Annotated in this window: 7 protein-coding genes and 3 rRNA genes (1 of these 10 only partly in view); 5 read left to right on the forward strand and 5 right to left on the reverse strand. The window is 59.4% G+C overall.

Going from position 1 to position 11,574, the window contains the following annotated elements:
• The 3 genes from MRBLPB4O_RS00610 to rrf (MRBLPB4O_RS00620) all read left to right on the forward strand — a co-directional run.
• A 23S ribosomal RNA gene (locus MRBLPB4O_RS00610) occupies window positions 1–1,688 on the forward strand (it extends 1,205 nt beyond the left edge of the window).
• A gap of 140 nt (window positions 1,689–1,828) precedes the next feature.
• Window positions 1,829–1,944 (forward strand): 5S ribosomal RNA (gene rrf / locus MRBLPB4O_RS00615).
• 109 nt (window positions 1,945–2,053) lie between these two features.
• Window positions 2,054–2,169, forward strand: a 5S ribosomal RNA gene (gene rrf / locus MRBLPB4O_RS00620).
• A gap of 125 nt (window positions 2,170–2,294) precedes the next feature.
• Here the strand turns inward: rrf (MRBLPB4O_RS00620) and MRBLPB4O_RS00625 are convergent.
• The 4 genes from MRBLPB4O_RS00625 to MRBLPB4O_RS00640 all read right to left on the reverse strand — a co-directional run bounded on the left by MRBLPB4O_RS00625 (window position 2,295) and on the right by MRBLPB4O_RS00640 (window position 7,140).
• Complete coding sequence (locus MRBLPB4O_RS00625; protein ID WP_341797243.1) at window positions 2,295–4,709, reverse strand: TonB-dependent siderophore receptor; 2,415 nt, start codon at window positions 4,707–4,709, stop codon at window positions 2,295–2,297.
• A gap of 165 nt (window positions 4,710–4,874) precedes the next feature.
• Window positions 4,875–5,831, reverse strand: coding sequence for a FecR domain-containing protein (locus MRBLPB4O_RS00630; protein ID WP_341797244.1), 957 nt, complete (start codon window positions 5,829–5,831; stop codon window positions 4,875–4,877).
• A 4-nt stretch (window positions 5,832–5,835) separates the two neighbouring features.
• Complete coding sequence (locus MRBLPB4O_RS00635) at window positions 5,836–6,339, reverse strand: sigma-70 family RNA polymerase sigma factor (protein ID WP_341797245.1); 504 nt, start codon at window positions 6,337–6,339, stop codon at window positions 5,836–5,838.
• Between the two features lie 111 nt (window positions 6,340–6,450).
• Window positions 6,451–7,140, reverse strand: a complete 690-nt coding sequence (locus MRBLPB4O_RS00640) for a GntR family transcriptional regulator (RefSeq protein ID WP_016497456.1) — start codon at window positions 7,138–7,140, stop codon at window positions 6,451–6,453.
• A gap of 204 nt (window positions 7,141–7,344) precedes the next feature.
• Between MRBLPB4O_RS00640 and lapG the strand changes: the two genes are divergently transcribed.
• Together lapG and lapD are read left to right on the forward strand one after the other, a co-directional pair.
• A complete protein-coding gene (lapG, locus tag MRBLPB4O_RS00645) occupies window positions 7,345–8,106 on the forward strand; it encodes a cysteine protease LapG (protein ID WP_341797246.1) in 762 nt (253 codons plus the stop codon).
• Between the two features lie 10 nt (window positions 8,107–8,116).
• A complete protein-coding gene (lapD, locus tag MRBLPB4O_RS00650; RefSeq protein ID WP_341797247.1) occupies window positions 8,117–10,063 on the forward strand; it encodes a cyclic di-GMP receptor LapD in 1,947 nt (648 codons plus the stop codon).
• A gap of 147 nt (window positions 10,064–10,210) precedes the next feature.
• Here lapD and MRBLPB4O_RS00655 read toward each other — a convergent pair whose 3' ends face one another.
• Window positions 10,211–11,569, reverse strand: coding sequence for an HlyD family type I secretion periplasmic adaptor subunit (locus MRBLPB4O_RS00655; protein WP_341798847.1), 1,359 nt, complete (start codon window positions 11,567–11,569; stop codon window positions 10,211–10,213).
• Between the last annotated feature and the right edge of the window lie 5 nt (window positions 11,570–11,574).

An 11,574-nucleotide genomic window follows, 5' to 3' on the forward strand; every position in this document is an offset into this window, starting at 1 on the left:
GTGAGTTGAGAAGCTTGCTGGAGGTATCAGAAGTGCGAATGCTGACATGAGTAACGACAATGCGAGTGAAAAACTCGCACGCCGAAAGACCAAGGTTTCCTGCGCAACGTTAATCGACGCAGGGTTAGTCGGTCCCTAAGGCGAGGCTGAAAAGCGTAGTCGATGGAAAACAGGTTAATATTCCTGTACTTCCAGTTATTGCGATGGAGGGACGGAGAAGGTTAGGCCAGCCTGGCGTTGGTTGTCCAGGTTTAAGGTGGTAGGCTGAAATCTTAGGCAAATCCGGGATTTCAAGGCCGAGAGCTGATGACGAGTTGCCATTAGGCGACGAAGTGGTTGATACCATGCTTCCAAGAAAAGCTCCTAAGCTTCAGATAACTGGGAACCGTACCCCAAACCGACACAGGTGGTTAGGTAGAGAATACCAAGGCGCTTGAGAGAACTCGGGTGAAGGAACTAGGCAAAATGGCACCGTAACTTCGGGAGAAGGTGCGCCGGCGAGGGTCAAGGACTTGCTCCGTAAGCCCATGCCGGTCGAAGATACCAGGCCGCTGCGACTGTTTATTAAAAACACAGCACTCTGCAAACACGAAAGTGGACGTATAGGGTGTGACGCCTGCCCGGTGCCGGAAGGTTAATTGATGGGGTTAGCGCAAGCGAAGCTCTTGATCGAAGCCCCGGTAAACGGCGGCCGTAACTATAACGGTCCTAAGGTAGCGAAATTCCTTGTCGGGTAAGTTCCGACCTGCACGAATGGCGTAACGATGGCGGCGCTGTCTCCACCCGAGACTCAGTGAAATTGAAATCGCTGTGAAGATGCAGTGTATCCGCGGCTAGACGGAAAGACCCCGTGAACCTTTACTATAGCTTTGCACTGGACTTTGAATTTGCTTGTGTAGGATAGGTGGGAGGCTTTGAAGTGGGGACGCCAGTTCTCATGGAGCCATCCTTGAAATACCACCCTGGCAACTTTGAGGTTCTAACTCAGGTCCGTTATCCGGATCGAGGACAGTGTATGGTGGGTAGTTTGACTGGGGCGGTCTCCTCCCAAAGAGTAACGGAGGAGTACGAAGGTGCGCTCAGACCGGTCGGAAATCGGTCGTAGAGTATAAAGGCAAAAGCGCGCTTGACTGCGAGACACACACGTCGAGCAGGTACGAAAGTAGGTCTTAGTGATCCGGTGGTTCTGTATGGAAGGGCCATCGCTCAACGGATAAAAGGTACTCCGGGGATAACAGGCTGATACCGCCCAAGAGTTCATATCGACGGCGGTGTTTGGCACCTCGATGTCGGCTCATCACATCCTGGGGCTGAAGCCGGTCCCAAGGGTATGGCTGTTCGCCATTTAAAGTGGTACGCGAGCTGGGTTTAGAACGTCGTGAGACAGTTCGGTCCCTATCTGCCGTGGACGTTTGAGATTTGAGAGGGGCTGCTCCTAGTACGAGAGGACCGGAGTGGACGAACCTCTGGTGTTCCGGTTGTCACGCCAGTGGCATTGCCGGGTAGCTATGTTCGGAAGAGATAACCGCTGAAAGCATCTAAGCGGGAAACTTGCCTCAAGATGAGATCTCACTGGGATCTTGAATCCCCTAAAGGGCCGTCGAAGACTACGACGTTGATAGGTTGGGTGTGTAAGCGCTGTGAGGCGTTGAGCTAACCAATACTAATTGCCCGTGAGGCTTGACCATATAACACCCAAGCAATTTGCGCCTAAGACGCCAAATTGTGGTGGTGAAGATGACACGAACCGAAAGTTCGCAACAACCCACAAATATCGCATATCCGGATTCGCTGGGCTGTCCATCTGGACATTCTGGCTACAGAATTTCTTGACGACCATAGAGCATTGGAACCACCTGATCCCATCCCGAACTCAGTAGTGAAACGATGCATCGCCGATGGTAGTGTGGGGTTTCCCCATGTGAGAGTAGGTCATCGTCAAGATTCATTTCGCAAAACCCCTATCTGCACATGCAGGTAGGGGTTTTGTCTTTAAGTAGGAACTACAGAGATTCGCAGGCACGTCCGAGTGACGGGCCAGCACACAGAATTTCTTGACGACCATAGAGCATTGGAACCACCTGATCCCATCCCGAACTCAGCAGTGAAACGATGCATCGCCGATGGTAGTGTGGGGTTTCCCCATGTGAGAGTAGGTCATCGTCAAGATTCAAACCCAAAGCCCCTGTCTGCAATGCAGACAGGGGCTTTGTCTTTTCCGGGCCTTAACTTTCAGCCCGATCGCGACACAAGGCCGCTCCTACACGGACCGCGTATCAGCAGCCACTTTCATTTCAGAACTGATAGCTGACCGTGGCGCTGACATTGCGCTCTTCACCCATGTAGCAGTAGTTCAGGCTGGCACATGAGGTGATGTAGCTTTCATTGGCAATGTTGTTTGCGTTAAGGCGCACATCCACGCCCTTGAGCCCAACCTTGCCCAGGTCATAGCCCAGCGAGGCGTCGAACAACGTGTAGGAAGGAACCTTCATGCTGTTTTCCGCATCCACCCAGCTGTAGCCCACATACCGCACTCCACCGCCCAGCCGCAGGCCATCCAGCGGCCCTTGGCGGAAGTTGTAGTCAGCCCACAGCGAGAACATCTGTTTTGGTGCCTGGGTTGGCGAATTGCCTTTGTTGTCCAGGCTGCCCGACGTCAGGCTCGGCATCGACCTGGAATATTCGATATCGGTGAAGGTGTAGCCGCCCAGCAGTTTGAGGCTGTCGGTCAGCTGCACATGTGCCTCCAGCTCCAGCCCTTGCGAGCGTACTTCACCTACCGGGCGATAGAAGTTTTCATCAGGCTGCTTCGAGGCCAGGTTTTCCTGCTCGATGCGGAACACCGATGCGGTAAACAGGTTGTCGCTGCCCGGAGGCTGATACTTGATACCTGCTTCCCATTGAGTGCCCTCAGTCGGTGCCAGCGGGCGGCCTTCCTGGTCGGACACGGTGTTGGGATTGAACGACTCCGAGTAGCTGACATAGGGCGCAATGCCGTTCTCGAACAGGTAGAGCACCCCGGCCCGGGTGGTGAACTTGGAGCGCTGATCGCTGACCTTGGTGTCGCTGTCGCGATTCTCCTCCGACACCTTCACCCAGTCCTGGCGAAGCCCCAGGGAGAAACGCCACTGGTCCAGCTCCACCAGGTCCTGCAGGTACACACCGGTTTGTTGCAAGCGCCGCTGGTAGCGGTTTTCGCCCAGTACCTGAAGGTTGCCATTGCCGTACTGCGGGTTGCCGGCGTCCAGCGGGTCGACCGAGCCATAACGCCATGCGACATCGGCCTTGCGCCGCTGGTAGTCGGTGCCCAGCAGCAGAGTGTGTTTGGCAGCGCCGGTGAAGAATTCCGCCTGCAGCATATTGTCGATGATGTACGAATGCAGGCGCTCGTCGCCGCCGGTATAGGCGCGGTTGAGGACGTTGCTGTCGGCATCTGCCCAGCCGGCTGAGTACACCTGGTCCATGGACACGTCCGAATCCTGGTAACGGAAGTTCTGCCGCGCCGTGAACACATCGTTGAAGCGGTGCTCGAACTGGTAGCTGAACGACTGTTGCGTACGTTCGTAGTTGTCGATGCCCGGCTCGCCCTCGAAGAAGTGGTCTGACAAGCGCAAGCCATTGCGCTTGTGCAGCATGCCGTCTGCAGGGTTGCCGCCGTGGTACCCTCCGTTAGGGTCGTGCTGCAGGTAAGCCTGAAGCGTGAGCGAGGTATCTTCGGTGAAATCGACGCTGATGGCCGGGGCGATGGTGTAGCGTTCTTCCTTGTTGTGGTCGAACTGGGTGTCGGACGCATCCGCCAGGCCTGTCAGGCGATAAGCGATACGCTGATCGTCATCCACAGGGCCGCTGAAGTCGAAACCCATACCACGCTGGCCTTGGGTGCCAACCGTGGCCTGAATCTGATGGAATGGGGTAAACAGCGGCTTCTTGGTGGTCAGGGCGACCAGGCCCCCCGGCGAGCTTCGCCCATACAGCACCGAGGAGGGCCCCTTCAGAATGTCGATGCGCTCAAGGAAGTACGGGTCTACCTGCATGGTGCTGTAGGTGCCGTTGTCACCCATCGATTTGAGCCCATCGACGTAGATGTTATCCACAGAACCGTCGTTGAAGCCGCGCATGGCCACATAGTCGTAGCGATGGGTGGCACCGTAAGGGTTGGTCAGTACCCCAGGCGTGTAGCGCATGGCCTGGGCAACGGTCTGTGAGCCCTGATCATCCATCTGCTGGCGAGTAACCACCGAGACGGATTGGGAGGTTTCCACCAACGGCGTGCTGGTCTTGGTCGCCACCTGGCTGTGGGTGGCGTTGTAACCCTCCATGCTGCCCAGCGCATTGCCGAGGGTGAACCCACGGATATCAGTGTCTGGCAATGACAGGGCGGCTTCCTGGGGTTGTGTCTGCAACACATAGCTACGTCCATCCTGGCTGACCGCTTCCAGGCCGCTGCCATTGAGCAGTTGGCGCAGCGCCTGGTCGGTAGCGTACTGCCCCTGCAGGCCGTTCGATTGCAGGCCATCGGTGAGCTGAGGCGTACTTGACAGGGTAATTCCGGCCTGGCGAGCGAACTGATTGAGTACGTCGGCCAGTTGTCCGGCCGGAATTGCATAGCGATGACTCACTTGGGCTGTCTCAGCCGCTGCGCAAAGTTGCGGAACAGCGGCCAGGCTCAAGGCAGTACCAAACAGCGCAGCCCGGATGGCATGGCGCAAGCGTGCTGATTGCAGGACAGGTCGATAATCATTCAAGTTGAGAGTGTGGGTTAACACCGGGTTGATAGGCATGAAGGGTCCGTTGAAGTGTTGAGGGCAGAAGGTGTCGCTTACTGTCCTAGCCGGACCGGGATTGAAAACCCGCCAGAAATCGTCAAGGCCTCATCAGGCCATGCTTTCTACACGTACCCACCAGCGTGTACGTTGGCGAAGCCTTACGGGCAGCGTTTGCGGCAGCAACTGAAGCAGCTGCTCCGGGTCTTCGAGGCGGAACACCCCGGACAGGCGCAAATCGGCAATTTCGTCGCTGCAGCCCAGGTAACCGTGGCGGTAACGGCTGACCTGCGCGAGGAAGTCGGACAGGCGTATGTCCTGGGTAACGATCAGCCCTTCAGTCCAGGCCATCGCGTCCATGTCCAGGTGCGTCAGCTGGTGCGCGCCTTGAGCATCCAGGCGCCAGTGCTGGCCGCCTTCAATCCACAGAAGGTGGCCATTGCCAGGCCGGTGGATCGCCACTTTGCCGTGGTTGACACTGACACGTGTGCAATCGTTGTCCTGGTAGGCCACAAAGCGCCCTGCGAACCCTTCCAGCAGTGCATCGCGGGTTTGTACCAGCACTGGATGCCCGGAGTTGCAGGTAATCATCAGCTCCCCCTGCTTCAGGCGAACCAGACGCTGCTGGTCATTGAAGGCCAGGTCCACGGCAGTGCGGGTATTGAGTTGCATCAGTGAGCCATCGGGCAGGGTGAAGACGCGTTGCTCACCGGTGCCGGTGGCATAGTCCGACGCCCACGCACTGATAGCATCGAGGTCTTTGGCCAGCCATGTCGCCGATCCCACCATGACAACGCCGCCAAGCAGCTTCAGCGCTTGCCGGCGGTGCAGGCGTTGCTGGCTGGCTTCCAGGGTTTGCAACGCCAACCCGGCACCGGGGACGGAGCGCAGGTCAAGGTCCTGATGCAGGTGCATCACCCGTTGCCAGGCCTGCTCATGTTCGTGGTGGGCACTGCGCCATTGCGCGCACTGTTGTTGCAGCGTCGGCTCATGCCCGCTCTCGCGCAACCGCAGCAGCCACTGGATGGCCTGTTTGACCGCTTTTGCATCAGGGCGTGCGGCAGTCATTGATTCAACACTCGTCTTCGTAGCGCAGCACATAGCAATGGTAGAGCGCATCGGCGATGTACCGCTCTACGGTACGCACCGAGATCCCCATCTGCTCGGCAATGGCCTGGTGCTTCAGCCCCTCGCATTGGGCCAGCAGGAAGGCGCGACGTACCTTGGGTTTGAGGCCGTCGAGCATGCGCGAGATACGCTCAAGCAATTCCAGCAGCAGCTCGCGGGTTTCGGCCGAGGGATACTGTGCTTGCGGCACATGGGCCAGTGCCTCCAGGTAGGCCCTGTGCAGTTCCTCGCGGCGCCAGTGATCGATGATCAGCCCACGCGCTACCGTGCGCAAGAACGCCCGAGGGGTGTTCAACTGCAGGTGTTCGCGGCGTTGCAGCAAGCGGACGAAGGTGTCGTGGGCCAGGTCTGCGGCATCGGCGGCATTGCCCAGCTTGCTGCGCAGCCAGGCGTGTAACCAGCCGTGGTGGTCACTGTAGAGCGTTTGCACGGAGTCGTTGCTGGGCATAGTGGAGGGCGCTGGCATCAATGGACATGAATGATAATTAGTCTCATTGTTGGCGTGACAGGGTCAATTTGCAACCCATCTCCTCGCGCCGCACGTAAAGCCAGTTACGGGCTAACGCGCCCGTTGCGCATCCAGATAATTGCGGATTACCAGCGCTCCGCTATTGAGGTGCCGGGCCAGCACGGCTACCGCCTCATCCACCAGCTTGTCGCTTGCCGCGTCTACCAGTGCGTTGTGATCGTCCTGGGTCAGCTTGCCCAGGCCCATGGATGAAAGATGAAAACGCAGGAAGCGCTCTTCTTCGTTCAGTTCGTTCTCAATCAGGCGCAGCAGCTTCCTGTTCGACGCCTTGCTGTACAGCGCCATGTGGAACAGGCGGTTCAGGCGGCCGATTTCGGCGTGGCGTGTTTCGTTCTCCAGTTGCTGAATATAGCCACGGGCGCTGGCGATATCGCTGGCATCAAGCAGCGGGATCGACTGGCGCAGCGCTTCGCTCTCAAGCAGTACGCGCAGGGCATAGGTGTCCACCGCATCCTCGCCGATCAGCGGCGCAACCACCGCACCCTTGTGCATCTCAACTTTCAGCAGCGATTGCGCTTCAAGCTGGCGCAGGGCTTCGCGCACGGGCATGCGGCTGACGCCAAACAAGGTGGCGAGCTCTTGTTGTCGCACGGCGGTGCCAGGGGGCAGGCGGCCATCGAGGATGGCGCTACGCAGGCGTTCTTCGATCACGGCACGGGCCTGGTGCGGCGACAGCTGCTCGCTGACCAGCACATTGCTCAATTTGATTTTCTCGGCCACGCGACGTCTGCCTCAACGATGACTAAAGTTGGATCCAATGACACTAGTTACAGCTTGTGGGGGTTGTCAAACCTAGGCCCGCATTGGCACGGGCGCCCAAAAGCGCGGCTATGGTGGATGAAGTCGCCCGCCAAAGGAAGCGGCCTATAGAAGGTTATAAACAGAAAGTGTAGGCCGGCTGACAGGCGGATGCATGATTGCAGGGTGCCATTGTTTTTTGCAGTGGCAAGCCGCACCATCGCTGCTTTCGACTGGCCTGCACAGGGCTTGGCAGTGGCGATATCCTGGATGTTCAAAACCGTTGTGCGACGTGTCGCCTTTGCCGGGCTGCTGGGCAGTCTGCTGCTGGGCGGCTTGCACGCGGATTGGGATTTCTCCCAGATCAGCCGCAAGTCGCAGGCCTTGTATGGTCCTCTGGGTGTCGGGCAGGGCCGTATCGATGCCTGGCAGAACCTGATGGCCACGCAAAAGCAGGGTACTGAGCTTGAGCAGCTGCAAGTGGTCAACCGTTTTTTCAACCAGCAATTGCGCTATGTCGAAGACATTGACCTGTGGCATGAGGTCGACTACTGGGCCACACCGGTGCAGGCACTGATCAAAGGTGCCGGGGACTGCGAGGACTACGCCATCGCCAAGTATTTCAGCCTGCGGCGCATGGGCATCCCCAGCGAAAAACTGCGCATCACCTACGTCAAGGCGTTGCGGCAGAATCGCGCGCACATGGTCCTGACTTATTATTCAAACCCACAGGCCCAGCCTTTGGTGCTCGACAGCCTCATGGATGCCATCAAGCCGGCAAGCCAACGTACCGACCTGCTGCCGGTGTATGCCTTCAATGGCGAGGGGTTGTGGTTGACGGGCGCCGCAGGCAACAAGAAGGTCGGAGACACCAAGCGGCTGTCACGCTGGCAGGATTTGCTGAAGAAAATGCAGGCCGAAGGGTTCCCGGCCGAGCCGGTTTACTGAAGGAGCACAGATGTCACTGTTCAAACAATTGCTGTTGGCCATTTGCCTGTTCCTGGTAGTCGCCTTCAGTGGCAGTTTCATGGTTAGCCTGGAAAGCTCGCGCAGCCAGTACGTCAACCAGTTGCGTTCGCACGCCCAAGATGCAGCGACCGCGCTGGCGCTTTCGCTGACGCCGAATATCGACGACCCGGCGATGGTCGAGCTGATGGTCAGCTCGATCTTCGACAGTGGTTACTATGCAAGCATCAAGGTCGTCGACCTGGGCTCCAACGCCGTACTAGTGGAGCGCCACGCCGAGCCGGACCCTGGCGGGGTACCGCGCTGGTTCGTGCACCTGATCGGCCTTGAGGCCGCCGGTGGCGACGCCATCGTCAGCCGCGGCTGGCAGCAGGCCGCGCGGGTGGAAGTGATCAGCCACCCGATGTTTGCCATTGCCAAACTCTGGCAAAGCGCCTTGGGCAGCCTGGGCTGGTTACTGCTGTGCGGTGCAGCCAGTGCCGTGCTCGGCGCCTTGCTGTTGCGCCGCCAGTTGCGCCCGCTGGACTATATGGTTGAGCAATCCCATGCCATTGCGCGCCGCGAATTTCTCAGCCTGCCCGAGTTGCCCCGCACACCGGAACTGCGCCGTGTGGTGCAGGCGATGAACCAGATGGTCGAGAAGCTCAAGGCGCTGTTTACCGAGCAGGCCGAGCGCAGCGAGCGGTTGCGTGCGGAGTCCTATCAGGACAGCCTGACCGGGCTCTCGAACCGCCGCTATTTCGAAATGCAGCTGAACACCCGGGTAAGCAACCTGGAGGACGCGCGCGCCGGCTACCTGCTGTTACTGCGTGTCCAAGGGTTGGCAGGGCTGAACGCACGCCTTGGCGGACAGCGTACCGACCAGTTGCTGCAGGCCGTGGGTGAGCAGTTGCGCCGTACCTGTGCCAGCTTCCCGGAAACCAACGACCTGATTTCCCGCAGCCGCGGTGGCGAGTTTGCCGTGCTGGCGCCGGGCATGGTGCATGAAGAAGCGGTAAACCTGGCCCAGGCCCTGGAGGCAACGCTGCAGAGCCTGCACGAAACGGGCGCCAGTGATATCGACCCGGTGGCTTGTATCGGCCTCGCGCCATTCAGCCCGGGTGATTCTCCACAGGCTTTGCTGAAGCTCGCCGATGAGGCTCTGGCCCGTGCCGAGAACCAGCCAACGCCGGGGTGGGTATGCCTTGAACAAGGCGTGGCTGCAGTGGCTGCCGATAGCCAGCACGCCTGGCATGAGCGGCTCGATCAGGCGTTCAAAAATGGGCATTTCGAGCTGTTCTTCCAGCCGGTGGTGGATTGCACTACGGTGCAACGGGTACTGCACCACAAGGTGATTTCCCGCTTGCAGGATGGCCAGGGCGAGGCACTGCCGGCGGGTCGCTTCCTGCCTTGGCTGGAGCGCTTCGGCTGGATGCCGCGGCTGGACGTGCTGGTGCTGGAGAAAGTGTTGGCGCACCTGCGTGGGCATGATCAGGTGCTGGCGCTGAACCTGTCCGCCGCTACATTGGCCGACCCCAAGGCCCTGCACCGCATCTTTGAACTGCTGGGCCAGAACGCGGCGCTCGGCCCGCGGCTGGTTTTTGAAATTGGCGAGGAGCAGTTGCCTGAGCAGGCGGCTCTGGAGCAACTCACCCGGCGCCTGCACGGGCTGGGTTTTGGCTTGGCGCTGCAGCGCTTTGGCGGGCGCTTCAGCATGATCGGCAACCTGGCGCACCTGGGCTTGGCGTACCTGAAAATTGACGGCAGCTACATCCGCAACATCGACCATGAGCAGCACAAGCGGCTGTTCATCGAGGCGATCCAGCGTGCAGCGCACAGCATCGACTTGCCGCTGATTGCCGAGCGGGTCGAGACAGAAGGGGAGCGGCGGGAGCTGCAGGAGATGGGGGTAGGCGGCATTCAGGGGCAGCTGGTAGGTGAACCTGCGCCTTGGCGCTGAGTTCTCGTACTGGCAGTTCCGGCCTTATCGCCGGCAAGCCAGCTCCCACAGGTACTGCGCCAACTTCAAAGCCAGTGCGGTACCTGTGGGTGCTGGCTTGCCGGCGATAGGGCCAGAGGAGCCACTGGAAAGCAGTGGCCAAACTGATCAGCGCTCGCGCAGCGCCTCCGAACGCGCCTTCATGATCGGCTTGAGCAAGTAGCTCATGATGGTCTTCTTGCCGGTCATGATATCCACCGTCGCCACCATCCCTGGGATGATCAGTAGCGGTTTCTCGTCAGTCCCCAGGTGGCTGCGGTCGGTGCGCAGCTTGATCAGGTAGTAGGTGGTCTTCTTGTCTTCGTCGGTGATGGTGTCGGCGCCGATCTGTTCCAGCTTGGCCTTGAGCCCACCGTAGATGGTGTAGTCGTAGGCCGTGAACTTGACGGTCGCCTCCTGGCCAGGGTGCAGGAAGGCGATGTCCTTGGGCAGGATCTTCGCTTCGATGACCAGCGTGTCGTCCAGGGGTACCACTTCAATGATATCGCTGCCAGGCTGGATCACCCCACCAATGGTGTTGACCAGCATCTGCTTGACGATACCGCGTACAGGCGAAGTGACCATGGTACGGTGCACCCGATCGTCCAGTGCCTTGCTGGTGGCCGTGGCCTTGTTCAGCTCGGTGCGCGCCTCGTTCAGCTGGGTCAGCGCTTCACTGCGGAATTTGCCTCGGGTTTCCTCGATCTTGCTTTGCACCTCGCGGATGGCCGCCTCGGCACGCGGGATGGCCAGCGCAGTGGAGTCCAGCTGGCCACGGTTCTCCACTTCGGCGCGGCGCAGGCGCAGCACTTCGACCTGGGAGATTGCGCCGGTTGCCACCAGCGGTTCTGACATGCCGATTTCCTTGCGCAGCAACTCCAGGCTGTTGGCGTACTGGGCGCGTTTGGAGCTGTATTCACGCAGCTCTTGCTGGCGCTGAACCAGCTGCTGCTGCAGGCCGCCAATTTCGTCCTGCAGTTGCTGGCGCCGGCTCTGGTACAGCGACTCTTCACTGGCCGCCTGGCTTGGTGCGGCTTTGCGCAGTTCTTCGTCGATCTTCAGCGGGCGGTCCTCTACCTCGGCACTCAGGCGTTCGACCCGCAGGGCCATGGATTGGCGGTCGGCCTCGGTCTCACCAACGTTGGAGGCGAAGCGGGTTTCATCCAGGCGCAGCAATGGCTGGCCCACTTCAACGATCTGCCCTTCCTTGGCGAAGATTTCGGCGACGATACCGCCCTCCAGGTTCTGGATCTTTTGCACCTTGGACGACGGAATGGCCTTGCCTTCACCCCGCGTGACCTCGTCGATGGGGGCGACGCTGGCCCACACGATCAAGAACACGAAGAACAGGATCACGCCCCAGATGGTCAGCCGCACAACCCGCGGTGCATCTTCGATCAGGGCCTTGTTGACCTCTGGCAGCGGCTGGCCGCCCAGTGAGTCGGAACCTTTGAAGTAGCGCCGCAGGCCATCCTTGAATTGCCCCATATCCA

Origin of the sequence: Pseudomonas sp. LPB4.O (assembly GCF_038383825.1) — a bacterium.
Taxonomy (GTDB): Bacteria; Pseudomonadota; Gammaproteobacteria; order Pseudomonadales; family Pseudomonadaceae; genus Aquipseudomonas; species Aquipseudomonas putida.

What these genes read in the sequence shown, in the direction of transcription:
- MRBLPB4O_RS00630 (WP_341797244.1), bottom strand. Translation starts at nt 5,831, where the DNA reads ATGACTGCCGCACGCCCTGATGCAAAAGCGGTCAAACAGGCCATCCAG.
- MRBLPB4O_RS00635 (WP_341797245.1), bottom strand. Translation starts at nt 6,339, where the DNA reads ATGCCCAGCAACGACTCCGTGCAAACGCTCTACAGTGACCACCACGGC.
- lapD (WP_341797247.1), top strand. Translation starts at nt 8,117, where the DNA reads ATGTCACTGTTCAAACAATTGCTGTTGGCCATTTGCCTGTTCCTGGTA.
- MRBLPB4O_RS00655 (WP_341798847.1), bottom strand. Translation starts at nt 11,569, where the DNA reads ATGGGGCAATTCAAGGATGGCCTGCGGCGCTACTTCAAAGGTTCCGAC.